The 22,680-nt window shown below is 62.4% G+C and carries 23 protein-coding genes; 9 read left to right on the forward strand and 14 right to left on the reverse strand.

Annotation, left to right across the window (positions count from 1 at the left end; genetic code table 11):
• Positions 1-964 precede the first annotated feature (964 nt).
• On the reverse strand, positions 965-1,672 hold the full coding sequence (locus AB8Z38_RS03050) for a hypothetical protein (RefSeq protein ID WP_369723077.1): 708 nt from the start codon (positions 1,670-1,672) through the stop codon (positions 965-967).
• Complete coding sequence (locus tag AB8Z38_RS03055; protein ID WP_369723078.1) at positions 1,669-2,064, reverse strand: hypothetical protein; 396 nt, start codon at positions 2,062-2,064, stop codon at positions 1,669-1,671. Before AB8Z38_RS03055 ends, AB8Z38_RS03050 begins: the two co-directional genes overlap by 4 nt.
• 660 nt (positions 2,065-2,724) lie before the next feature.
• Here AB8Z38_RS03055 and AB8Z38_RS03060 point away from each other — a divergent pair.
• A complete protein-coding gene (locus tag AB8Z38_RS03060; RefSeq protein WP_369723079.1) occupies positions 2,725-3,414 on the forward strand; it encodes a hypothetical protein in 690 nt (229 codons plus the stop codon).
• 72 nt (positions 3,415-3,486) lie between these two features.
• On the opposite strand, the gene AB8Z38_RS03065 is transcribed toward AB8Z38_RS03060, so the two are convergent.
• The 12 genes from AB8Z38_RS03065 to AB8Z38_RS03120 form a co-directional block, all read right to left on the reverse strand.
• Entirely contained in the window at positions 3,487-4,164 is a 678-nt protein-coding gene (locus AB8Z38_RS03065) for a hypothetical protein (RefSeq protein ID WP_369723080.1), read from the reverse strand.
• 488 nt (positions 4,165-4,652) lie between these two features.
• Positions 4,653-5,123, reverse strand: coding sequence for a hypothetical protein (locus AB8Z38_RS03070; RefSeq protein ID WP_369723081.1), 471 nt, complete (start codon positions 5,121-5,123; stop codon positions 4,653-4,655).
• Positions 5,116-5,322, reverse strand: coding sequence for a hypothetical protein (locus AB8Z38_RS03075; protein WP_369723082.1), 207 nt, complete (start codon positions 5,320-5,322; stop codon positions 5,116-5,118). Before AB8Z38_RS03075 ends, AB8Z38_RS03070 begins: the two co-directional genes overlap by 8 nt.
• The gene (locus AB8Z38_RS03080; protein ID WP_369723083.1) at positions 5,322-6,110 is read right to left on the reverse strand and encodes a hypothetical protein; all 789 of its coding nucleotides are present in this window, start codon (positions 6,108-6,110) and stop codon (positions 5,322-5,324) included. Before AB8Z38_RS03080 ends, AB8Z38_RS03075 begins: the two co-directional genes overlap by 1 nt.
• A gap of 1 nt (position 6,111) precedes the next feature.
• Entirely contained in the window at positions 6,112-6,276 is a 165-nt protein-coding gene (locus AB8Z38_RS03085; protein ID WP_369723084.1) for a hypothetical protein, read from the reverse strand.
• 2 nt (positions 6,277-6,278) lie between these two features.
• Positions 6,279-6,872 carry a hypothetical protein gene (locus AB8Z38_RS03090; protein ID WP_369723085.1) on the reverse strand — a complete coding sequence of 198 codons (594 nt, stop codon included), beginning with the start codon at positions 6,870-6,872 and terminating at the stop codon, positions 6,279-6,281.
• Positions 6,865-7,086: a hypothetical protein gene (locus AB8Z38_RS03095; RefSeq protein ID WP_369723086.1), complete on the reverse strand. Its 222-nt coding sequence runs from the start codon at positions 7,084-7,086 to the stop codon at positions 6,865-6,867. Before AB8Z38_RS03095 ends, AB8Z38_RS03090 begins: the two co-directional genes overlap by 8 nt.
• A gap of 485 nt (positions 7,087-7,571) precedes the next feature.
• The gene (locus AB8Z38_RS03100; protein ID WP_369723087.1) at positions 7,572-8,198 is read right to left on the reverse strand and encodes a hypothetical protein; all 627 of its coding nucleotides are present in this window, start codon (positions 8,196-8,198) and stop codon (positions 7,572-7,574) included.
• The gene (locus AB8Z38_RS03105) at positions 8,195-9,124 is read right to left on the reverse strand and encodes a toprim domain-containing protein (protein WP_369723088.1); all 930 of its coding nucleotides are present in this window, start codon (positions 9,122-9,124) and stop codon (positions 8,195-8,197) included. Before AB8Z38_RS03105 ends, AB8Z38_RS03100 begins: the two co-directional genes overlap by 4 nt.
• Positions 9,115-10,593 (reverse strand): DEAD/DEAH box helicase, encoded by a 1,479-nt coding sequence (locus AB8Z38_RS03110; protein WP_369723089.1) that lies wholly within the window; start codon positions 10,591-10,593, stop codon positions 9,115-9,117. The genes AB8Z38_RS03105 and AB8Z38_RS03110 overlap by 10 nt, the downstream gene beginning before the upstream one ends.
• Before the next feature lie 134 nt (positions 10,594-10,727).
• On the reverse strand, positions 10,728-10,958 hold the full coding sequence (locus AB8Z38_RS03115) for a helix-turn-helix transcriptional regulator (protein ID WP_369723090.1): 231 nt from the start codon (positions 10,956-10,958) through the stop codon (positions 10,728-10,730).
• Between the two features lie 660 nt (positions 10,959-11,618).
• Positions 11,619-12,833, reverse strand: coding sequence for a tyrosine-type recombinase/integrase (locus tag AB8Z38_RS03120; protein ID WP_369723091.1), 1,215 nt, complete (start codon positions 12,831-12,833; stop codon positions 11,619-11,621).
• Positions 12,834-13,365: 532 nt separating this feature from the next.
• Between AB8Z38_RS03120 and secE the strand changes: the two genes are divergently transcribed.
• From secE to rpoB, 8 genes are all read left to right on the forward strand, one after another.
• Positions 13,366-13,557, forward strand: coding sequence for a preprotein translocase subunit SecE (gene secE / locus AB8Z38_RS03125; RefSeq protein WP_369723092.1), 192 nt, complete (start codon positions 13,366-13,368; stop codon positions 13,555-13,557).
• Positions 13,557-14,114, forward strand: coding sequence for a transcription termination/antitermination protein NusG (gene nusG / locus AB8Z38_RS03130; RefSeq protein ID WP_369723093.1), 558 nt, complete (start codon positions 13,557-13,559; stop codon positions 14,112-14,114). Before secE ends, nusG begins: the two co-directional genes overlap by 1 nt.
• Positions 14,115-14,246: 132 nt before the next feature.
• Complete coding sequence (gene rplK / locus AB8Z38_RS03135; protein WP_007602986.1) at positions 14,247-14,675, forward strand: 50S ribosomal protein L11; 429 nt, start codon at positions 14,247-14,249, stop codon at positions 14,673-14,675.
• Between the two features lie 6 nt (positions 14,676-14,681).
• Positions 14,682-15,374, forward strand: a complete 693-nt coding sequence (gene rplA, locus AB8Z38_RS03140) for a 50S ribosomal protein L1 (RefSeq protein WP_369723094.1) — start codon at positions 14,682-14,684, stop codon at positions 15,372-15,374.
• Positions 15,375-15,464: 90 nt separating this feature from the next.
• Positions 15,465-16,418: a 2-hydroxyacid dehydrogenase gene (locus AB8Z38_RS03145; protein ID WP_369723095.1), complete on the forward strand. Its 954-nt coding sequence runs from the start codon at positions 15,465-15,467 to the stop codon at positions 16,416-16,418.
• 576 nt (positions 16,419-16,994) lie between these two features.
• The gene (gene rplJ / locus AB8Z38_RS03150) at positions 16,995-17,513 is read left to right on the forward strand and encodes a 50S ribosomal protein L10 (protein ID WP_369723096.1); all 519 of its coding nucleotides are present in this window, start codon (positions 16,995-16,997) and stop codon (positions 17,511-17,513) included.
• A 51-nt stretch (positions 17,514-17,564) separates the two neighbouring features.
• Entirely contained in the window at positions 17,565-17,936 is a 372-nt protein-coding gene (gene rplL, locus AB8Z38_RS03155; protein WP_148750326.1) for a 50S ribosomal protein L7/L12, read from the forward strand.
• 502 nt (positions 17,937-18,438) lie between these two features.
• Entirely contained in the window at positions 18,439-22,554 is a 4,116-nt protein-coding gene (gene rpoB / locus AB8Z38_RS03160) for a DNA-directed RNA polymerase subunit beta (protein WP_369723097.1), read from the forward strand.
• Positions 22,555-22,680: the final 126 nt, after the last annotated feature.

Here is a 22,680-nt window from a genome sequence, read left to right on the forward strand (position 1 = left end):
GCGGCAGGCACAGTCCGGTGTACGCGTGGAAGTCGTACCCCTCCGGGCAGACCGCTGAGCCAAGCCGATTCCAACGCGGTGGAACGCCCCCGCCGTAGCCGCCGCCGGCGTACCCGCGGCGACCGCCAGAATACCCGCGGGAGATACACAGACCATCGCCAGCGTAAAAGTCGAAGCCGTTCGGGCACACGGCCGAGCCCTGCCAATTCCAGCGAGGCGGCACAGCTTGCTGGGCCGATGCGGCCCCATTGGATACCGAGAAAACAGCCATTGCAACTGCAGCGGCGGCTACGGATTTCACGACCAATCTCCCCTCGTGACGGCGAGCATCTCTCCTGACCGCTGAACTGTAGCTGAACGACGAAACGGTCCGCCCGTAAACCGGCGACGAATTCAGGAGGTGTTCAGGTTGTTAGCCCTAAGTCGCGGACCCGGAGAGGTACATGTCGATACTTCAGGTAGTGCTGACGGTTGCTTTGACTTTCCTGGCCGCGGGCCCGGCTTTGGCTGGGTTGATTGACGAGCCTCGAGCTCCGTTACCTGAGGTTCGAGCATCTTGGAACAGGGCCGGTTCGGCCGTCTGCCCGCCAGATTACGATTACGTTGCACGGATTCGTCGCTGTGTTGCGCGTTCGGCTATGGTGGGCGCCGTCCCTGCGCAGCGAAATCGCAGCGGCTCGGCTGTTTGCCCGCCGTACTACGACTACTTGGTGCGGTACAGGGTCTGTCTTCCACGATAATCTCGATTATCGAGGAGCGAGCAACCCGTGAAATCTCAACGAAAAACCCGCCGGCTACCGGAGCCGGCGGGTTCTCAATGCCCATGCGTACCACGGTACTCGTCACCAATCCGCGATGATCGATCGTACCGCGCACCCGTTGACGGCTGGTTACCGCCTCAGCCGCCTTCTATGCGTCATCAGCCGCTGCCGGTCGCGCTTTCGGTGGATCTTGCGCCGGCGCTTCATAGTCCGCGCTCCCTCAAGATCCGGTCGACCATGGACTCGATCTTGCGTTTCTGAGCGTCCGGCAAGGTCCGCACCACCGCCGCAAGCTCTGCACCTGTCATGTTGGGGCCCAGCACGATCGGATCAGCCTCGAAGACGCGCCCCTTGCCTCCGAGCAACCATTCCACGTTGACGCCGTGCTTCTCGGTGAACTCGGCTATCGCGTGATGCTTGAGCGAGAGGGTCGGTTTAATCTCCTGGTGCGACAGGTCGCGAGCCGCGGCGACGTGCCTGATGCGCTGCCGCATCGCTGCTTTGAATTCCCGCCGATGTTCGAGCTCCTCGGTTTTAGAGCGGCGCTGTGGTTCAATGAGTGGTGCCGGCGCAGGGGGCGACGACTGGGCTGCGGCAATCGCGGCCTGGAGTTTGCTTTCGGCGGTCGTGAGTAACTTGTCGCGCGCGGCCGCGTGCTCCCGGTCGCGCTGCAATTGCTGTTGGATGGACCTGAGCTTGGTCCGCGCCTTGCCGATATCCCGACGGACGTCATACGATAGAGCCGCCTCGTCAGCTTTCACGATCGAATTGTAGCTGCGGAAGACCAGGGTGTGTATGGCCGGTCCGCTTTGCCTGCGGCTGACGGTCTGGCGGAAATTGCCGGGCCGGTCGTTCTCGGAAGACAGAGCACGGGCAGATGGCCGGGCGAACAGTTCGAGGATGTTGCTCATGCCCGCACCCCGCTCTGTTCGATCGCCGCGGCGACGCTCGTGCAAAGCGTCTTCACGACCTTGACGCTGCCGGACTCATCGAGCCCTGGCGGCATCTGCCAGTCCTCGAGCGTCGTAATGTATTTCAGCAGGGCTGCGACGCCGGCGAGAGTCGAGGGCCGGAACGTGAAAAGGACATCTATTTGCTCAAACAGCGCGTCGCTCGTCCGCGAGGTCTCGTCCTCCGCATCCGAACGGTCCGGGTGCGCGTGCTCCAACGGCGCCCACCTGTCGACGGCGGCGGTGTATTCGACGGAAAGCAGTTTGTACCGATCGATCGCCGCAAAGACGGGATCGGGCACAGCCGCGGCGGCCGGCAGTGCAACGGGCAGCACGGTCAGGGCGCCGAGCATGCTCCGGCGGGATAGGCCCTGAGCGGGCTTGCGGCACTCGCTGGCGCGTTCGGGATTTTCCCGCAGTCTGGTGGCGGATTGGGACGGAAACGAATCCACGGACTCCGCTCGCGGCGGATTAGGTCTTTCGATGGTCATGGTGGTGCTCGCGGTTTGAACCGGCTTCTGAAGGCCGGGCGCCAGCGGGACGGCACTGGCACCGGGAGTTTCAGAACACGTCCGCGAGAACGTGCGCCATCGGCCTTTACCCCGAAGGGCTGTTGCATAGCCGTGGCACTCCCGGCATAGTGAGCCGGTCGCAGCCCACGGCAAAATGGGCGCGGTACAATTTCAGCGGACAAGGAAGCCCGGCAAGGCTCTTGGCCCGCCTATCGCGGATGAAGCGCAATCCCCGGCAAGGGACCGCTTCGGGAGTTCTGAAGCTCCGCGATCATCCCATCATGATTTGCTTAACGAAGTCCATCCCCTTTCGGGGCCGAGCCACGGACGACGTCGCCCGGGGGCCCGCCTCAATCGTGCAATGTCGCGGCCTGAACCCGTTTCGCAATGTAGCCCGCTGACCGCCAGATGCCGTAGGCGAATATTTCAAGCTGACTTGGAACCTCGCAATTGGGGGCCTAGTTGATCATCTTTGTACGTGCTCACGTTGATGGAGGAGCCATGCTTGAACTAGTGTTCAAATGGGGACCGCCCATCGTAGGCGTGATGACACAACTCGTGAAGGCCTTCGATGACAGATCGACACTCCCAGAGCGCGTCCGCCGCATCTTGTACAAGGAGTTTTTGACCGGTCAGGAGGAGCTTGATCGTGCCAAGGCGGCCGAAGAGGATATCAGAAAGGTAGCAATCGAGCAGGACGAAGAAAAAATTCGCGGCCTGTTGGAGTATCGACGCCTCCGCCTTGAGCACGCCATGAACCTCTTCGCAGTTGCGGCCAACGCGCTCAAAGGAGTAGAGCGAGCTTGGTCACTCTATTATTTCGCGATCTGCGCCGCCAAGCTGGGCTACTCAATACCAGCGGAGCGCGAGCTTCTGAAGGCGAAAACTGAAAGCAAGAAGCTGCGGAAGGATCTTCTGGCGAAGGCGCCGGGAAGGATTGGAATGCTTACCGTCATGTTTGCAATTTCGGCAGGCGTTCTAACTTCACTGGTATGGGGCTGGTGGTTACCCGGATTATTGGTCGGGCTCATTTGGCTGTTCGCGGCCGCTGTGTTCAACAGCGCGAACCCAGAAGATGCCGCTGAACTGGTCGCACTACGCGAGCTGGACGAAACGATTGCACCTGATGATCCGAAATCACGATGGCCCGTGCCGCGATGGGCTCTGCAGTACGCAAGCGCCAAGAGTTAAAGGCGTTCTCGGTTCTGACATCGCACAACACGCGCGCATCGGCCATCATGCCGATTGCCGGGCATGATGAGATCAATACAGCCCGCCGATGCCGCTGGGGTCTCCGACCGCTGATTTTGCCGCTTGGCCGACAACCGCAGCTTCTGGGGCGACGAACAAGGACGCAATCTTGAACGCCGAGCTGATAAAATCGCCGGCAGCTCCAATCTTGCTTGCCGACCTGGTGTCGCTCGCAAGCTGGTCAGTTTCCGACGCGATATGCTGCTCGCCAGCCGCCGTGGTGCGCGCCGCATCTGCCATTGCCTTGTAGGAGTCAGCCTGTTCCTGATAGCCGGCCTCGGTGATCAATCCTTGCTGCCCGAGCACGGCCTTGGTGAGCGCGCCCTGCGATGCACTGTCGCGAAGGATGTCGAGTGCAGAACCAGACGCTGCAAATCCGGCGCCGGCAAAGTCCGCTCTCTGCTGGCCGATCTGCATGGTATTGCTGCGCTCCAGTTGCATTTGCTGGATTGCTGTCGACTGTTCGGTGAATTTCTCGTTTGCCTCGGCAAGCGAAGTCGCGCGATCGTAATTCGTCGCCTCGGCAAGATCGCCGGTGGCCTTCAACCGCAGCCCCTCGGCCTGGATGTTGAGGCCCTTCGCCTTCAGGTTGCCTTGTGCGAGGTCGCCGAAGCCGCTGAACAAGCTGGAAACCGCGTCGCCCCCATTGTCGAACGTGGACGACGAGACGGAAGGAAGAAGGTTCGGCATCGCCTAAGCCCACACCCCAATCAGGTCGTGAAGGGTCTGCCGTGGGCCATCGAGCCCATTGACCGCAGCGGATGCTAAAATCGAGCGGCAGTGTGCAACGTCCGCGGCTTTCACGGCCGCAGCGTATGCTGCATAAGTCGCCGGTGTGCCGTCGTACGCAGCCTTTGCCGTCCCGAGCGCGGCCTGCCTCGTGCCTTCTGCGGCGACGATGTTCGCTTTGTGGGCCGATTCTTGTGCCGATGTGGTCATTGCGATCTTCTCCTGTCAGGAAAGATAGACTTGCTTCGGTGGCTCGCTGTGCAGAAAGCCAGCGGGCACCTCCGAATATGCTTTTCGCAGCGCGTAGGCCTCCGCGGTGACGTCGGCAGTTTCGCACCCCTTGTGCCGGCGCAGGCTCTCAATCGATCGGCATTCCTCTGAACTGAGCGATGCAACGACCGTTCTGCATTCGCCCGTGGTGCGGTGTTCAAATTGGCACTGGTATCGCATTAGGCTTGCTCCGTTTTCAGTGGGGACGACAAGATCACGTTCGCGACGAGCAAATGACGCTTCGCCTCGACATCGCCACTCATCAGGCGCTTCACCCAGTCGGGGTTGCTCATGTGATCGGCTTTCCATTTCGTTGCCATGTCGATCTCGGCCTGGCTCGCCGGGCGGCCTTCCAGCGTTTCCTGGATCGAGAGCGGCGTGAAGCCGGCATCCTTCAGCAAACTCGCGGTGCCAACCATTGCCCTCAAATCGGACGACGACATCTCCGGCAGAACGCCGGCCATTGCGGCGCCTACATCGTCCGCCTTGGCCGCAATTTCGTGCAGATCCTGAAACTCGCGGACTTGGGCGGGGCCGCCGGCCAGAAACCCATCCCGCCATTTGGGGTCAGATTTCAATTGGTCGAGGCGGGTCACCGCTTCGGCGGGGGTCGCCGGCAAGGCCGGCGTCGGAACAACTGGCTCAGTCATTTGGCACCTCGTGAATGTTCCTCACGCCGATGGCCTTGCAAGCGTCGGCATAGCGCGCGAGCACGGCGGGCGTTTTCAGGGCTTTCTGAACACCGCACATGAGGGGATGGGCGCAGTACGGCATCTCGGTGATGACGCAGCGCTCGGCATTGCAGCCGGCGGGGCAGGTCTCTTTCGTCATGCCCTTGAAGTCGGTCATTACGCGGCCTCCCGTTGGGCATTGGCTGCAGCCATGTCGCGCTCGTTCAACCGTTGGACCTGCTCCTCGAGGCTGCTGAGGATCGCCTGATCGGCAAGCCGTAATTCGTCGGCGCCCGGCGGGACTGCTTCCGGCTTCATCCGCACTAATTCCGAGGTGGGCTTGGCGAACTCCATCACGATCCTTCCGAGGCCGTCCTTGCGCTCTGGAGCGAGCCGCCACAGTTCCGCCAGCAGCAGGCGGGAGGCCGGACCGAACGCAGGGCCATAGGCTCCTTCAGGGCCAATTGCCATTTGCGGGATGGTGGTCCCGGTGGGCACCGCTATCTGTGCCGTGAGGGTCGCTTCGGCAAACCCGCCGTATTCGGCAGCGGCCTGGCCGAGCAATTCCAGTGCGCGGGCCATTTTCTTGCCTCGCACCTCCATTGCCTTGCGAAATGCCGACAGCTGCTCGTCACGCATCTGCGCCGCGCCCGCGGCGGCCGCCTGCCGATCAAGCCGCTCTGCCAGGGCAAGCGCGCGCGTCAGTTCGGACACGCGCAGCTCAGCCGCGGAGAGCGCAATACGGTGTTCGGCGAGGGTCTTCTCCGCATCTGGTCCGCCTTCAATGTGGTCGAGCGCGAGCGCGGCGACGTGGGTATCAAGAGCGGCGAGGGCGGCGATCGCCTCGTCGAGCTTCTTCCGCGCCAGAGGAGCACGGAGCCCATCGGGCGCTCGACGCTCCGGTGACGTTTCCAGGCGCGGGGGCATCTGGGGCGAGGAGGGCGGCTTCCGCGACAGAATCGCCATGCTAGGCCACCATCGCATTGGACTGCTTTGCCGCCTCGAGGTGATCCTTGACCAGGCAGCGCAAATAGTTCGCCAGTTTCCGATGCTGTGCCGCCGCAAGCCGCTCCAGCGCTTGCCGGTCGTCCTTCTCCACCCGCAGCACGATCTGCTCGTCAAACTGCTTCATCTTCACTTCTCCGAATTCGAAGCGCCTACATTGCGTTCGGCGGCCATCTCCAGCAACGCACCACGTGTTCGCCGCGGCCGCATCTTGGGACGAAGGCGCGGGACCCAGCGCGACCGCATGCGCGCCGCTATTTCGGGATCTTCGACAAACTCAACTCTCGCGATGCCGAGCGCGAGCGCGCCGAGGATCAAGCTGAGCGACTGCGGCCCCAGCCGCCTCAGCGGCTCCGGCGAGAGGACCTTGCTGGCATAGCCAGACGCCCAACCGGTCAGGTGGTCGATCGATTCGTGCGTCAGGGAAAGGGCGTCACGGCGCCGGCGGATCAAGTCGAGCAGTTCGTCCGGCGTCGTGACGACACGCGGCACCGCCGGAGGCTCTCCGGGGCCTGCCGGAGCGGCCGCTGGTGCGCTGGCATTTGCTGGAGGTGGTGTGAACTCCGCCTGAACTGGCGCCGCTCTTGCAGCCTTCGCGCGCTCGAACTGCGGCGGCACGCTGAGTGCACCGGCGCGCCACCGCTGTTCGCCGCGCGTGCCCTCGTTCGACGTGAACGCGCTCTGCCCGATGATTTCCTCGAGGAGGTCCAGCTGCTCACCCATTGCGGCTGGCCAACGCAGTCGATTGCAATGCCGGACCGGATTTTTTGAAAGCCGCCGCCAAAATTTTCAGTGGCGCTTCGGCAACAGGTTTTTTGGGGGAGCCGCGAAAGAGAATGGGGAGGTCGGTAATACAGACAGTGGTTCGATCTTCCCCCACCCCCCGTACCACCCCGGTCTTTTTCGTTGAAATCATCGATCTATCGGCCATCGCCATGCTTGGCGGCCGCGCCAACGATCGTCTCGCGCGTCTGCTTCCAAGAGTTGTTCGGTTCATGAGAGAGCGCGCGCGTGAAATGGTTCGCCGCTCCATCGGCTCGATACCTGGCCGTGATCTTCCCATGGCTTCCGGTGCTACCTGTGCGCTACCGATTGGCGAGCAAATCAGCGCTGGCAGAGCTTACACCACAGTAAACCATTGAAGCAATTGACATGCATTGCAATTGGCTGCAAAGCGGCACCTGTCCACAAGACTGATGGTCTACTGATAACGGTGATAACTGGTTATCATTGCCGGCTTCAGCGAAATGCGAGCCTTTGCCGAGGGCTGAGCGACAAGCCGGAGAGCGAAGCCGGATCTCGCGGTTACGTGTGTGTGGGTCAGATTGAGTTTGTTCTAGACCCAAGACTTCCACCTCGGCAAAGACCTCGATCGGCTAGCTCGGTGTGAGACAACTCCGTGAGCAGCGTATACAGAGACCCTTACGCTGCGCATGGACTTGTCTCAGCGGCCGGCTTGCCCAGGCGATACCAGCGAGCACGGCTCATGCCGAGGGCTTCCCATGGCTTGCTGCGGCTCACCGATTGAGCTTCGTACTCGGCGCGTGTCTTGGAACCATTGGCACGTCGGCGTTGCTCCTCACGCTGCCGAGCGCGCTGCTTGCGGCGGGCCAGACGTTCGGCCTTCCCTACGTCTACGCCACCGATCGTGGTGATCTTCAACCGGGTCCGGTCGACGTCCATCAGGTTCAGACGCTTGCCTATGGTATCAGGGCCCCATCTGTAAGGCTTGGCGATGAGCTTGGCAGTAAGGGCCTGCACCTCGTCGGCGGGCATCCATGGTGCCCAGAGAGACAGCCAGGACGGAATTCGCCGTTGGGCGTTCGGCCGCCATGCCAATGCATTCACCATGACGAAGGCGTCGTCCCGGCCGGCATCATCGTCGGGCAGCTCACGACCGTATCGGTCCGCGAGAATGCGTTGGATCTCGTTTGGGCGTGCCGCGGCCACACTGAAAGGCTCCCGGTCGCGCTTGCGCCGGTCGCTGGCGTTCCGCACGTCTATCTCGTGCAGCTTCGCCTTGACGATGTGCGGGGCGGGGCGGGTCATCCGCGGAGCGCGTCGTTCCAGTCGGTGCCGACGCGATCCGGGATCCGCACATCTACTACAACTCGTCCGGCGAGCCGCGCGGCGAGGGCATAGGCGGCGCGCTGGCCGGCGCCGTTGAGGTCGTGGTCGCCGAAGATCACCAGGCGGCGGACCTCGGCCGGTGGCTCGAACTTTTCCACACCGCCATCGCTCAGTGCCGCCCAGGTCGGGACCGAAAACAACTGCATGGCCGCAAAGGCGGTCTCGATACCCTCGGCGACGCCCATCTCGTCAGCGGGCGCGACCAGCCGCACCGCGCCGCCGGCGGGGACCATGCCCGGGCAGAACATCCTGACCTTGTCGACCGGGGCCTTCTTGCCGTCGCTGGTGATGTAGGTCCGATGGATGGTTGCCGGCCGGCCTGATGCGTCCGTGACCATGGCTAGCATGCCGGGATGCCACGACACGGGCGGGCCGCTGTGGCGCACCCTGAGCGCGGTGCGGAGGGGTCTGGGGTAGGTGCCTACATGAAGCCCGCGTCCAATCATCCACATGTCGGCGGGGTCGCCCGGCTGTACTGGCCGGCTTGCCTGCCAAAGCTTATTGAGGGCCGCGCGCTGCTCCGCTGCCGACCGCTCGGTGGCGATCTGCTCGAGCGGCGCTTCTCCCAGGATGCGCTCAATCCGCGTGGCAAGTTCCTTGAAGGGCTGGCCGGTGAAGCGCAGTGCGAGGGTGATCCCCTGGCCGGCCCCGCATTGCGAACAAATCCACGTGCCGTCGCCGCGCTTGTTGTCGAACCTCCAGCGATCGCGGCCGCCTGGGCAAAGAGGGCAGGGTCCGTTTTTTCCGCTGAGATAGCTTTTGTGGATGCCGAGGGCCGGCAAGATGGAGGTCCAGCGCCCGCGGGCGCGCTCGTGCAGCGGCGTGTTGTTGTAGGTCACCGCCATGACGACGACCCCTTCGCCTTCGCAAAAGCGATCTGCCGCGACTTAACCCACGAGCGGGTTGCTGCAGATGCCGCGAGGGTCGGATGGTTGTTCCAGTTCCATGGCGGGAAGTGGCCGAACTTGACCTTGTACTGCTGAGCCGCCCAACCGTCCTTGTAACCGCGCTCCTGCGCGATCGACCTAAGTTCGCTGTAGAACCTGAACTGCTCCTGCTGCTCAGCCGATTTTACAGCACTGCGTGATCTGAACTCGACGAGCTCGCCGTCCTTGCTGACGACATCGCACTTCGGTTCGGGCTTGAAGCCGCAAGCCGGGCAATTCGGGGTCTTCGGCGGCTTCAGGAACGTACACTTCGGGCACTTCTTCGGCAGCACCTCCTTCGCCTTCGGCTCCGCCTTCTGGCGCTCCCTGCCGTCGTCGAGCTTGTCGTGGTGGATGTCGGTGACAAAGCCGAGGCGAAGGTGATTGTCGCTGTGGTCGAGGATCAAGCAGTCATCTTTGCCGTCGGCCGTACGCAGGCCGCGACCGATCATCTGGACGAACAACATCTCGGACTTGGTTGGCCGGGCGAGGATGATGGCGCGAACGTCCCAATCGACGCCAACCACCAAGACGCCGACGTTGCAGACGATCTCAACCTCTCCGGCGTGAAACCGCTTTGCGATAGCCTGGCGTTCCAACGCCGGGGTGTTGCAGTCGATGTATTCCGCGACGACGCCAGCGGCGACGAACTTTTGCTGTAGGTTTTTCGCGTGCGCCCGATCGACGGCGAAGCACAGCGTCGGCCGGCCACGCCCGCGCTCCATCCAGGTGTCGACGACGTCCGCGACGAGTGCCGACTTGTCCATCGCCTTCGACAGGTCGTCCTGTTGATAGTCCCCCGCCTGTGTGCGCACGCCGGTCAGGTCGGGCGAGGAGGGGGCAAACACGCGGAAGCGCGAGAGGTAGCCGGCGTCGATCAAGTCCTGCGTAGTCGCCGCAATGATCAGCTTGTTGTAGATCTTGCCCAGCCCCTTCGACCACGGCGTCGCCGAGAGGCCGACGACCGGGATGTTCGCCATGTCGGGTCGCGCCAGCCAATCCTTGATGAACTCGAATTGCTGGTGTGCCTCGTCGATGATGACGAGATCGAAATCTTGTATGTGCTTGCGGCGCGCCAACGTCTGCACGCTCGCGACCTGGACCGGCCGGCTGTAATTCGTAAGGTGGTGATCTGCCTGGATGACACCGAGATCGCGAATGCCGTCGGCGTAGAAGCGCTGCACCGTCTGGTTGATGAGCTCAATAGCGGGGACGATGAAGATAATGCGCCAACCTGCAGCGAGCGCCTCCAAGATCAGCTCGGCCGCAGTCTTGGTCTTGCCTGCACCGGTCGGTGCCATCAGCATAATTCGGCGTTCGCCTTCCTTGATGGCAAGGCGGATTTCGCGAATAGCTCGCTCTTGGTGGGGACGTAGGGTCGCGCCCATGAGGTGCCTTTCGGCGGGCGGGCCTTGCGAACGACTGCGGGAACGATTACGACAACAGCGTCGATGTGGTGGTCGGCAAGCTGAAACGTTCCCACGGTCCGTGTGCGAAGACCTCGCGCGCGGGCTGTGTCGTTTTAGGAGGCTGCGGGAACGACGCCCTGCTCAACCTCGAGCTGGCGCATGTGGGCGTCGAGCAGCGACTGGCGCCACAGGAGCTTGCCGTTGATGCGGGTGGGGCGGGGCACCTTGCCGGTGCGCACCAAAACGCGGAAATGGCTTTCCGAGTAGCCGTAATAGCTGGCTGCGCCCGCCGTCCCAAAATAGGGGTCGCGAACTGCGATGTTGTCGTGCGTAGAAATCTGCATTTCCGTCACCGATTTGCGGTTATCGATGACGATGGGGTACGGCCCTGTCGGCGAATCGTCGGACGGCAAGGGCTGGTAAAGGCCGCTATCTAGTTGCCGGCCTCAATCGATTTGAGCAGGCGAGGAACTTGCTCGCGAATGCGCGCCTCGCCGAGCGACTCATTGCGATGGTCGAGCAACTCTGCCACCCAGCGCTCAACGTCAGCCTGCCGGCGCCAGCCAGGATCATCATTTTCGTCCGTTGGCGGCCCGCGCCGCCCGACTTCCTCTCGCAAAGCGAGCTCAACGGCATCCCAATCGGCCTTGGGACGCCGGCCCCCTTCGCCTTTGGGCCTGCCTGCGACGTCCCGGGCTGTCGACCTAGCCAGTCGAGCAGATCGTCCTCGCTTATGGTCGATCGAGCGGGTACGGGCGTCAGATCGTAAGAAGTTTTATTACCATCTGCGTCGATGCCAGCCTTTAACTGCGCACCGGGCCGCATGTTCATGCCGACAATGCCGTCGTCGGCCATCAGCAGCACAGATCGATCTGGGCTTGTTCTGAAGCGAACTTCACCGGACGCCTTAGCATCTCGCAGTATTTTTTGGGAGCGCCCAACGCTGCCCCCGGCGCGGGTTCGAACCAATTCCATAGCTTCATCGGGGGAAAGCCACCGCTCGCTCATGCCGCGGCCTCCGCGGGCTGCTCGGTCACGATCCTGTCCAGATGCTTAGCCCAACGGTCGAGTGCTATGCGCTTCTCGTCGGCGTAGAGGTAGGTCTGGTAGGTTCGCTCAAGTTTCGGCGGCAGATGATTCAAGCAAGCTTCGACGATGTGCGGCTCAGTTCCTATTCGCTGCAGTCCGTTTGCAAACGAACGCCTCAGATCGTGAATTGTCCACGGCGTGAGCTTGTGCCCGGCCTCGGCGATGCGCCTGTCGAGCGCCGCCTTCGCTTTTGACCATCCCGAAAAACCGCGCGTTGTGCCGTGACCGAAAACAAAATCTTCGCGCGCTTCCACTGCGGCGGCCAGAAGCTCTACTGCCAGATCGGAGAGCGGGACCATGTGTTCGCAGCCGTTCTTCGAGCGAGCGGCGGGCAACATCCATTCAGCTTTTGCGAGGTCAATCTCTGAGGTAGCTGCGTGGCCAACCTCATCGCGACGACCGCCGGTGAGGAGAAGTAGCTTTACAATTTTACCGAATTGATCGTCGCGACACGCCTTCCAAACAATGGCAAGTTCTGAATCGCGGAGGGTGCGCTTGGGCTTGTCATCCTTTTCCGCGGCGCCGTCATAGAGCGCAAAGACGTTCTTCTCGAGTATCCCACGGCCCATGCACCAGTGCATGAATGCGCGACCGGTCGACCACACATGGCTGGCAGCGCCTGGGCCGGCGCTCCGCGAGATCTTCTTATACAAGCTGGCGATATCGTCCTGGGTGATAGTGCGAATTGCCCTAGATGAGAGCGGCCTGCAGTGGTCTTCCAGATGACGCTTCACCTCAGCATAGGAGCGAGGGCGCATCGGCTTCTTGTTTTGCTTAATTGGGTGCAGCTTCTCGTCTAGGTATTCGGCGACAAGCTCGCCGAAGTGGTCTTTGTGCTTGGCCTGAGCCTGCCGCCGCAGATCGATAGGGTTCTCACCCTTCGCCACATGTCCCGCTGCGATCTTAGCCTCAGTCTTGGCTTGCTCGCGATTGAATTTGGCAACGTCGCCGATTTCGAACTTGTAGGTGCGACCGCCCTTGGTCATCCGATACTGGTAGACCCACTTTTTCCTGCCGCTGCGATAGACCCTGACGCCGAAGTTTTCGATCGAGTTATCGAAAAAGATCTTACCGTCCGGATCATCGGTAGCGAGAGCCAGTTTCTTCACAGCATTGTCGGTGAGATTCATAGGCTGCTTTCGGTAGCGCACAGGTAGCGCTGGCACCATCAGGGAACATCAAAAATCGCTACCCATGATCACCGAAAACTGATGGTAGTCTACAAAAATCGGCTATTATGCACAGCATAGATACCGATAAGCACCGATCGTCACTAGGACCATCAAACTCCAAAACCGGGGGTCGCAGGTTCGAGCCCTGCCACTCCTGCCAGCTAATCCCCGCCGCCTGCGACCAGAACGCCCGGAAGCTCGTGCCGCGGTTCACCATGACCGGGTAAGCCATTGATCCCGATCAGGTCCGCAAGTCGCGGCCGCGAGCATGCCGGCCGGCTCGCATCTTGACCTTTGGCGGCATCCGCAGTATCTACCCCGCACTCGCAGCCGGCCCGTTGAGATGCGGATATCCGGCGCGGCTTTGAAATCCCCGAACAATCGAGCCCGGTTTCCGGCTCATCCTTCGAGACAGAGGGCTGGGCCAACGGCGGCTGTTCGGATCCCCGAAATTCATTCGCGTCTGTCGACGGACGTTGGACATCAAACGATGGCAGTCAGCCCGTTCAAGTTCTTGCAGGAAGTGCGCTCGGAGACCGCCAAGGTCACCTGGCCGACCCGCCGCGAGACGACGATCACCACCATCATGGTGTTCATCATGGTCGCCGTGGCGTCGGTCTTCTTCTTCGCTGCCGACCAGATCATCCGCTACCTCATCACTTTCCTTTTGGGCATTCACTGATGGCAACAGCCGCTGCAACCCAATCGTCCGACAAGCGCTGGTATATCGTCCACGCCTATTCGAACTTCGAAAAGAAGGTTCAGGAATCAATCCGCGAACAGGCCAAGCAGCGCGGGCTTGAGGATCTTTTCGAGCAGATTCTCGTGCCCACCGAAAAGGTCACGGAAGTGCGCCGCGGCCGCAAGATCGACGCCGAGCGCAAGTTCTTCCCGGGCTACGTGCTGGTGAAGATGAAGCTGACCGACGAGGCGTTTCATCTGATCAAGAACACGCCGAAGGTGACGGGCTTCCTCGGCGCCGAAAACAAGCCGATGCCGATCTCGGAAAACGAGGCCATGCGCATCCTGCACCAGGTGCAGGAGGGCGTGGAACGGCCGAAGGCGTCGGTGTCGTTCGAGATCGGCGAGAACGTGCGCGTGGCCGATGGCCCGTTTGCCTCGTTCTCGGGCGTTGTCGAGGAAATCGACGAGGCGCGCTCGCGCGTGAAGGTCGCGGTGTCGATCTTCGGCCGCGCCACGCCGGTCGAACTGGAATTCGGTCAGGTCGAGAAGGTCTGATCGGACGGAGGCGTGAGGCTTCGGTCTCACGCAACAAGAGGCCGTGGGGAGGGAGAGGGCGGTTGCCAGCCGCATCCGACCCAGACCACGAACCTGAAACCGCTGGCCCCGCCGGCACAACAGGAGTGATACATGGCAAAGAAAGTGACCGGATACCTGAAGCTTCAGGTCCCGGCCGGTGCGGCGAATCCTTCGCCGCCGATCGGTCCCGCGCTTGGTCAGCGCGGTCTCAACATCATGGAGTTCTGCAAGGCGTTCAACGCCCAGACCCAGAAGGAAGAGAAGAACACCCCGATTCCGGTGGTGATCACGATCTACGCCGATCGTTCGTTCACCTTCGAGATGAAGACGCCCCCGATGTCGTTCTTCCTCAAGCAGGCCGCCAAGATCCAGTCCGGTTCGAAAGCTCCGGGCCGTGACAAGGCCGGCGCGGTGACCAAAGCGCAGGTGCGCGAGATCGCCGAGAAGAAGATGAAGGATCTCAATTGCGACTCGATCGAATCGGCCATGAAGATGGTCGAGGGCTCTGCCCGTTCGATGGGTCTGGAAGTGGCGGGGTAAGGGCTCATGGCAATCGGAAAGCGTTTGAACAAAGCCCGCGAAGGTGTTGACCGCGAAAAGCTTTATCCGCTCGCGGATGCCATCAAGATGGTCAAGGAACGCGCGAAAGCGAAGTTCGACGAGACCATCGAGGTCGCGATCAATCTCGGCGTCGATCCGCGTCACGCCGACCAGATGGTCCGCGGCGTCGTGACCCTGCCGAACGGCACCGGCCGTACGCTCCGCGTCGGCGTGTTCGCCCGCGGCGCCAAGGCCGATGAGGCCAAGGCTGCGGGTGCCGACGTCGTCGGCGCCGAAGACCTGGTCGAGAAGGTGCAGAACGGCACGATCGAATTCGACCGCTGCATCGCCACTCCCGACATGATGCCGCTGGTCGGCCGTCTCGGTAAGGTGCTCGGCCCGCGCGGCCTGATGCCGAACCCGAAGATCGGGACCGTGACCATGGACGTCACCGGTGCGGTCAAGGGTGCCAAGGGCGGCTCGGTCGAGTTCCGCGTCGAGAAGGCCGGCATCCTGCAGGCCGGCGTCGGCAAGGCCTCGTTCTCCGAGGAGAAGCTGGTCCAGAACATCAAGGCTCTGGCCGACGCTGTTTCGAAGGCCAAGCCCGCCGGTTCCAAGGGGACCTACATCCAGCGCGTTGCGGTGTCCTCGACGATGGGCCCCGGCGTGAAGGTCGAGCCGGGCACCATTCTCGGCTGAGGTTTGGAAATTGCATGAGTTGAGGGGCGGAATCGGGCAACCGATTCCGCCCCTCATCGTTTGTGGCGGCGTTTACCGGAAACAACAACAATGGCTGACAAGGTCCTGATCTACTCCCGCTTTCCCAAGTCGATGATGGCGCGCTTCGCGGAGCGATTCGACCTGCTCGACACCGGTGGCAAGCCGGCGCCGGAGCTGTTTTCGGCCGACGAACTCGGCGGCGTTCGCGCGATGCTCACCGCTGGCGGCACGCCGCTCGAAGCCGAGGCGATGGACCTGTTTCCACAACTCGGCGCCATCGTCTGCTACGGCACCGGCTACGATGGCATCGACCTTAAGGCGGCCGCCGCGCGCAACATCGCGGTTGGGCACAGCCCCGGGGCCAATGCGGCCTCGGTCGCCGACATCGCCATGACCCTGATGCTTGCGACGACGCGGCGGATCCTGGTCGCCGATCAGTATGTTCGCAGCGGCGATTGGGCTGCGTCGAAACCGTCGCCGATGATGCGGTCGCAGGCCGGCATGCCCGGCCGCCGCATAGGCATCTACGGCATGGGCGAGATCGGCCGCAAGATCGCCGCGCGCTGCGCGGCTTTCGAGAGCGAGGTCGGCTATTTCAGCCGCAGCAAGTACGATCTGCCGTACAACTATTTCCCGTCGCTGGAAGCGCTCGCCGACTGGTGCAGCGTGCTGATGATCGCGGTCCGCGCCGGTCCTGAGACCCAGCACGTCGTCGACGCCGGTATCCTCAAGCGTCTGGGCGTGGACGGCTATGTCGTCAATATCTCCCGCGGCTCGGTGATCGACGAGAAGGCACTCGTTGCGGCCCTGAGCGACAAGGTCATCGCCGGGGCCGGCCTCGACGTCTACGACAAAGAACCGCACGCGCCCGACGCGCTGACCGCCCTTCCCAACGTGGTGCTGGCGCCGCATATCGGCGGACACACCCTCGAATCGCATGTTGCCATGCAGAATTGCGTGCTGGCGAACCTGACCGCGTTTTTCGAGGGCAAGTCGTTGCCGTATGAAGTCAAAACGCCCTGAATCGGTCCTTTTGGGCCAAGATCAAGCCCCGGCACCAATCGATTGGAACTGGTGCGAATTTTGCTCTTGGCAATCAGGCCGAGAGCGGTTAAAGAACCGCCTCCGGACGCACCGGCCTTGGCTGGCGCGTTCGTGCACGCATTCCGAAAACCCGACACGACAGGAGATCATTCCTTTTCAGGACATCCGCAAGGATTTGCCGGAAAGGAAGGAAAGCCATCGGTTGGTGGGATGCGGGCAGAGGTCAGGCGGTTCGCCGGCTGGCCTTGTCCTGTCCAAGACTGCAGGCGCCCGCGGGAAGTTTCGATTTCCCAACGGCTTAATCGCATGGCCTGCATAGACGGGTGAAGACCGGATTTCACGTCGCGCTTCGCCTTCGGGCAGGTGCGAAATGGGTTTGGTTCGGACCTCGACACGCCGTGGGCTCTAGCGGGCTCCCGGAGGGCAGGCTTTGAATTGTCGTCTTGCCCGGCGTGTCCGATGGGTTTTGACCCTGAGGTTCAGGTTTGGGCGGGACGATGGGTGCAACCCGGCGGTCCCGCTTTTGCGATGACCGCCAACCGGAAAGAGCTTGCTGTGGAACGAGCGGCAAAAAAGGAAGCGGTCGAACAGCTCAATGGGGTCTTCAAGGCCACGAGCGTCGCGGTCGTTGCCCAATATTCCGGCCTGACCGTTGCCCAGATGCAGAAGCTGCGTACGCAGATGAAGCAGGCTGGCGCCTCGGTGAAGGTCTCGAAGAACCGTCTCGCCAAAATTGCTCTTGAAGGCACTGACGTCGTTGCCATCGGCCCCATGCTGAAGGGACCGACCGTGATCGCTACTTCGAACGATCCGGTAGCGGCGCCAAAGGTCGCCGTCGAGTTCGCCAAGGCGAACGAAAAGTTCGTCATCATTGGCGGATCGATGGGAACGACCGTCCTGAATGTCGACGGCGTGAAGGCGCTTGCCTCGCTGCCGTCGCTTGACGAACTGCGTGCCAAGATCGTCGGCCTCCTCGTGGCCCCGGCGACCAAGCTTGCGCAGCTCGCAAACGCGCCCGCGGGCAAGCTCGCGCGCGTCATTCAGGCTTATGCCTCAAAGAGCGAAGCGGCCTGACGCCCTTCGCAAAACTCAAACCCGAACCAGACTAGTTAAGGAAACAGAACAATGGCTGACTTGCAGAAGATCGTTGACGACCTCTCGAGCCTCACTGTGCTCGAAGCTGCCGAACTCGCGAAGCTCCTCGAAGAAAAGTGGGGCGTGTCTGCCGCTGCGGCCGTGGCCGTTGCCGGTCCTGCCGCTGCTGCCGCCGCTCCGGCGGAAGAGAAGACCGAGTTCACGGTCGTTCTGGCCGCCGCCGGCGAGAAGAAGATCGAGGTCATCAAGGAAGTCCGCGCTATCACCGGCCTGGGCCTGAAGGAAGCAAAGGACCTCGTCGAGGGCGCGCCGAAGCCTGTCAAGGAAGGCGTGAACAAGGACGAGGCCGAGAAGCTCAAGGTCCAGCTCGAGAAGGCTGGCGCGAAGGTCGAGCTCAAGTAAGCGCAGCTTACTCGAGCGAGATCCCGGGCAAGCGTCAGCGCGACCCGGGATCCCGACCCGCAGATTCAGTGGCTGTTTCCAGCCATGGAGCGGCGGGTCTGATGCAAAAGGCGTGCGACGGAACATCCCGACGCAGGCCGAACACGAAAAAGTGTGGGGATTTGAGGGTGTACCCCTCGGATCTCCACTATTGTCGCCCCATATCGGGTCGGCAGCACGAAAGCGCGGTGGGCAGGGATGCGATTTCCCTGGAAGCCGTTGGGAGAGCAGGCTATTTCGGGCTTTTGCAGTCCGTGAAAACGATCGTTGTGACGGGCGGGCGTGCCTATGCGCCCCGCGCGTCGTTTTGCGTTTTGAAGGTCTGAAGAACAGATTCAGGACATGACGGCCTGAAACTGGACTTTTGGTCCCCAAAACGGGTTCGAAAAATTCAACCCGGGGAGCGGCGGCAGCTGCGTTCCGGAGGGCGCGCCCACACCGGGCGCCGAAATGAGAGGCCACGATGGCGCAGCAGACATTCACCGGTCGCAAACGCGTTCGCAAGTTCTTCGGACACATCAAGGAAGTCGCCGAGATGCCGAACCTCATCGAGGTTCAGAAGGCGTCCTATGACCAGTTCCTGATGGTCGACGAACCCCAGGGCGGGCGGTCGGACGAGGGCTTGCAGGCGGTGTTCCGCTCGGTGTTTCCGATCTCGGACTTCTCCGGCACCTCGATGCTGGAATTCGTGCGCTACGAGTTCGAGCCGCCGAAATACGACGTCGACGAGTGCCGCCAGCGCGGCATGACCTTCGCGGCACCGCTCAAGGTTACGCTGCGCCTCATCGTGTTCGATATCGACGAGGAAACCGGTGCGAAATCGGTGAAGGACATCAAGGAGCAGGACGTCTACATGGGCGACATTCCGCTCATGACGATGAACGGCACCTTCATCGTCAACGGCACCGAGCGCGTCATCGTCTCGCAGATGCACCGTTCGCCCGGCGTGTTCTTCGACCACGACAAGGGCAAGACCCATTCCTCGGGCAAGCTGCTGTTCGCTGCCCGCGTGATTCCGTATCGCGGCTCCTGGCTCGATATCGAGTTCGACGCCAAGGACATCGTCTATGCGCGTATCGACCGTCGCCGCAAGCTGCCGGTGACCTCGCTGATGTTCGCGCTCGGCCTCGACGGCGAAGCGATCCTCAGTACGTTCTACAAGAAGATCCTCTACAAGCGGACCAAGGAAGGCTGGCGCGTTCCGTTCGATGCCAACCGTTTCCGCGGTTACTCGACCATCAACGATTTGATCGACGCCGACACCGGCAAGGTCGTGCTCGAGGCCGGCAAGAAGCTCACCGTGCGCGGTGCGCGTCAGATGCAGGAGAAGGGCCTGAAGGCGCTGCGCCTGTCGGACGAGGAGCTCGTCGGCAACTACCTCGCCGAGGACCTCGTCAATCCCAAGACCGGCGAGATCCACGCGGAAGCCGGTGAAGAGATCACCGACAAGTCCATGAAGGCCCTCAACGAGCAGGGCTACAAGGAGCTGCCGCTGCTCGACATCGACCACGTCAATGTCGGCGCCTACATCCGCAACACGCTCGCGGCCGACAAGAACATGACGCGTGAGGACGCGCTGTTCGACATCTACCGCGTGATGCGTCCGGGCGAGCCGCCGACGCTGGATTCGGCACAGGCGATGTTCCAGTCGCTGTTCTTCGACGCCGAGCGCTACGACCTGTCCGCGGTCGGCCGCGTCAAGATGAACATGCGTCTCGACCTCGATGCGCCCGACACCCAGCGCACGCTGCGCAAGGAAGACATCCTCTCCGTCATCAAGACGCTGGTGGATCTGCGCGACGGCAAGGGCGAGATCGACGACATCGACCACCTTGGCAACCGCCGTGTGCGTTCGGTCGGCGAGCTCATGGAGAACCAGTACCGCATCGGCCTCCTGCGTATGGAGCGCGCGATCAAGGAGCGCATGTCCTCGGTCGACATCGACACGGTCATGCCGCAGGACCTGATCAACGCGAAGCCGGCGGCTGCCGCCGTGCGCGAGTTCTTCGGCTCCTCGCAGCTCTCGCAGTTCATGGACCAGACCAACCCGCTGTCGGAGATCACCCACAAGCGTCGTCTCTCGGCGCTTGGACCGGGCGGTCTGACCCGCGAGCGCGCCGGCTTCGAGGTGCGCGACGTGCATCCGACGCATTACGGCCGTATCTGCCCGATCGAGACGCCGGAAGGCCCGAACATCGGTCTGATCAACTCGCTCGCCACCTTCGCGCGCGTCAACAAGTACGGCTTCGTCGAGACGCCTTACCGCAAGGTCAAGGACGGCCGCGTCACCGACGAGGTCGTGTACCTCTCGGCGATGGAGGAGGGCCGCTACACGGTCGCGCAGGCCAACGTGCCGCTCGACGCGAAGGGCCGCTTCACCGAAGACCTCGTGGTCTGCCGTCACGCCGGCGAAGTCTTGCCGGTGACGCCGGACAAGGTCGACTACATGGACGTGTCGCCGAAGCAGCTCGTTTCGGTCGCCGCGGCGCTGATCCCGTTCCTCGAGAACGACGACGCCAACCGCGCGCTGATGGGCTCGAACATGCAGCGCCAGGCGGTGCCGCTGGTTCGCGCCGAAGCGCCGTTCGTCGGCACCGGCATGGAAGGTGTCGTTGCGCGTGACTCGGGTGCTGCGATCGCGGCGCGCCGTTCGGGCGTGATCGACCAGATCGACGCGACCCGCGTCGTCATCCGTGCGACCGAAGATCTCGATCCGACCAAGTCGGGCGTCGATATCTACCGGCTGATGAAGTACCAGCGCTCCAACCAGTCGACCTGCATCAACCAGCGTCCGCTGGTGAAGGTCGGCGACATGGTCAAGAAGGGCGACATCATCGCCGACGGTCCGTCGACCGATCTCGGTGAGCTCGCGCTCGGCCGCAACGTGCTGGTCGCGTTCATGCCGTGGAACGGCTACAACTTCGAAGACTCGATCTTGCTCTCCGAGCGGATTGTGAAGGAAGACGTCTTCACCTCGATCCACATCGAGGAGTTCGAAGTGATGGCCCGCGACACCAAGCTCGGGCCCGAGGAAATCACCCGCGACATTCCGAACGTCTCGGAAGAAGCGCTGAAGAACCTCGACGAAGCCGGTATCGTCTACATCGGCGCGGAAGTCCGCGCCGGCGACATCCTGGTCGGCAAGATCACGCCGAAGGGCGAAAGCCCGATGACGCCGGAAGAAAAGCTTCTGCGCGCCATCTTCGGCGAAAAGGCCTCCGACGTTCGCGACACCTCGCTGCGCGTTCCCCCGGGAGTGCAGGGCACCATCGTCGAAGTGCGCGTGTTCAACCGTCACGGCGTCGACAAGGACGAGCGTGCGCTGGCGATCGAGCGGGAAGAGATCGAGCGTCTGGCCAAGGACCGCGACGACGAGCAGGCGATCCTGGACCGCAACGTCTATAACCGTCTTGCCGAGCTGCTCGAGGGACGGCAGGGCATCGCCGGTCCGAAGGGCTTCAAGAAGGACACCAAGATCACCCGTGCGGTGCTCGAGGAGTACCCGAAGTCGCAGTGGTGGCTGTTCGCTTCGCCGAACGACAAGCTGATGGCCGAGATCGAGGCCATGCGGAAGCAGTACGACGAATCGAAGAAGGGGCTCGAGCAGCGCTTCCTCGACAAGGTCGAGAAGCTTCAGCGCGGTGACGAATTGCCGCCCGGCGTGATGAAGATGGTCAAGGTCTTCGTCGCGGTGAAGCGCAAGATCCAGCCCGGCGACAAGATGGCCGGCCGCCACGGCAACAAGGGTGTGGTGTCGAAGATCGTGCCGATCGAGGACATGCCGTTCCTGGAGGACGGTACGCATGCCGACATCGTGCTCAATCCGCTGGGCGTGCCTTCGCGCATGAACGTCGGGCAGATCCTCGAGACGCATCTCGGCTGGGCTTGCGCCGGGCTCGGCAAGCGCATCGGCCAGACCGTCGATGCGTATCTGGCGAAGCAGGACATCAGGCCGCTGAAGGAAACCTTGAAGAAGGTCTACGGCGAGGACGAGACGATCAAGTCGCTCAACGACGGCGAACTGATCGAGCTCGGCCGTAATCTGAGCCACGGCGTGCCGATCGCGACGCCGGTGTTCGACGGCGCCAAGGAAGCCGACATCGAGGAGATGCTGAAGCTCGCGGGTCTCGACGCATCGGGCCAGTCGACCGTCTATGACGGCCGCACCGGCGATGCCTTCGATCGCAAGGTGACCGTGGGCTACATCTACATGCTCAAGCTGCACCATCTCGTCGACGACAAGATCCACGCGCGTTCGATCGGTCCGTACTCGCTCGTCACCCAGCAGCCGCTGGGCGGCAAGGCGCAGTTCGGCGGCCAGCGCTTCGGCGAAATGGAAGTGTGGGCGCTCGAAGCTTACGGCGCGGCCTACACGCTCCAGGAGATGCTGACCGTGAAGTCGGACGACGTCGCCGGCCGTACCAAGGTGTACGAGGCGATCGTGCGTGGCGACGACACCTTCGAGGCCGGTATTCCGGAATCGTTCAACGTGCTGGTCAAGGAAATGCGCTCGCTCGGCCTCAATGTCGACCTGCACAATTCCAAGGTCGGGCCGGGGACGGCGGAAGCGGCCGAGTAACGCGATCTATCATGCCCGGCCGCCTCGGCCGGGCATCGGCGCCCCTCCCAAGGCCTTGAGGGCAGGGCGCCCCGCATAGTGATTTTCGAATTTGCTGCCGGAGGCGACCGGCACGCGAGGAGAAGA

It is taken from the genome of Bradyrhizobium sp. LLZ17 (assembly GCF_041200145.1).
Taxonomy (GTDB): Bacteria; Pseudomonadota; Alphaproteobacteria; order Rhizobiales; family Xanthobacteraceae; genus Bradyrhizobium.

Excerpts from the sequence above, each read along its gene's own strand:
- secE (WP_369723092.1), top strand. The coding sequence starts at position 13,366 with ATGGCAGTCAGCCCGTTCAAGTTCTTGCAGGAAGTGCGCTCGGAGACC.
- AB8Z38_RS03145 (WP_369723095.1), top strand. The coding sequence starts at position 15,465 with ATGGCTGACAAGGTCCTGATCTACTCCCGCTTTCCCAAGTCGATGATG.
- rplK (WP_007602986.1), top strand. The coding sequence starts at position 14,247 with ATGGCAAAGAAAGTGACCGGATACCTGAAGCTTCAGGTCCCGGCCGGT.
- AB8Z38_RS03085 (WP_369723084.1), bottom strand. The coding sequence starts at position 6,276 with ATGAAGCAGTTTGACGAGCAGATCGTGCTGCGGGTGGAGAAGGACGAC.
- AB8Z38_RS03055 (WP_369723078.1), bottom strand. The coding sequence starts at position 2,064 with ATGCTCGGCGCCCTGACCGTGCTGCCCGTTGCACTGCCGGCCGCCGCG.
- AB8Z38_RS03060 (WP_369723079.1), top strand. The coding sequence starts at position 2,725 with ATGCTTGAACTAGTGTTCAAATGGGGACCGCCCATCGTAGGCGTGATG.
- AB8Z38_RS03080 (WP_369723083.1), bottom strand. The coding sequence starts at position 6,110 with ATGGCGATTCTGTCGCGGAAGCCGCCCTCCTCGCCCCAGATGCCCCCG.
- AB8Z38_RS03070 (WP_369723081.1), bottom strand. The coding sequence starts at position 5,123 with ATGACTGAGCCAGTTGTTCCGACGCCGGCCTTGCCGGCGACCCCCGCC.
- AB8Z38_RS03075 (WP_369723082.1), bottom strand. The coding sequence starts at position 5,322 with ATGACCGACTTCAAGGGCATGACGAAAGAGACCTGCCCCGCCGGCTGC.
- AB8Z38_RS03115 (WP_369723090.1), bottom strand. The coding sequence starts at position 10,958 with ATGCAGATTTCTACGCACGACAACATCGCAGTTCGCGACCCCTATTTT.
- AB8Z38_RS03100 (WP_369723087.1), bottom strand. The coding sequence starts at position 8,198 with ATGACCCGCCCCGCCCCGCACATCGTCAAGGCGAAGCTGCACGAGATA.
- AB8Z38_RS03090 (WP_369723085.1), bottom strand. The coding sequence starts at position 6,872 with ATGGGTGAGCAGCTGGACCTCCTCGAGGAAATCATCGGGCAGAGCGCG.
- AB8Z38_RS03120 (WP_369723091.1), bottom strand. The coding sequence starts at position 12,833 with ATGAATCTCACCGACAATGCTGTGAAGAAACTGGCTCTCGCTACCGAT.
- rpoB (WP_369723097.1), top strand. The coding sequence starts at position 18,439 with ATGGCGCAGCAGACATTCACCGGTCGCAAACGCGTTCGCAAGTTCTTC.
- AB8Z38_RS03065 (WP_369723080.1), bottom strand. The coding sequence starts at position 4,164 with ATGCCGAACCTTCTTCCTTCCGTCTCGTCGTCCACGTTCGACAATGGG.
- rplL (WP_148750326.1), top strand. The coding sequence starts at position 17,565 with ATGGCTGACTTGCAGAAGATCGTTGACGACCTCTCGAGCCTCACTGTG.
- AB8Z38_RS03095 (WP_369723086.1), bottom strand. The coding sequence starts at position 7,086 with ATGGCGATGGCCGATAGATCGATGATTTCAACGAAAAAGACCGGGGTG.
- nusG (WP_369723093.1), top strand. The coding sequence starts at position 13,557 with ATGGCAACAGCCGCTGCAACCCAATCGTCCGACAAGCGCTGGTATATC.
- AB8Z38_RS03050 (WP_369723077.1), bottom strand. The coding sequence starts at position 1,672 with ATGAGCAACATCCTCGAACTGTTCGCCCGGCCATCTGCCCGTGCTCTG.
- AB8Z38_RS03110 (WP_369723089.1), bottom strand. The coding sequence starts at position 10,593 with ATGGGCGCGACCCTACGTCCCCACCAAGAGCGAGCTATTCGCGAAATC.
- rplA (WP_369723094.1), top strand. The coding sequence starts at position 14,682 with ATGGCAATCGGAAAGCGTTTGAACAAAGCCCGCGAAGGTGTTGACCGC.
- AB8Z38_RS03105 (WP_369723088.1), bottom strand. The coding sequence starts at position 9,124 with ATGGCGGTGACCTACAACAACACGCCGCTGCACGAGCGCGCCCGCGGG.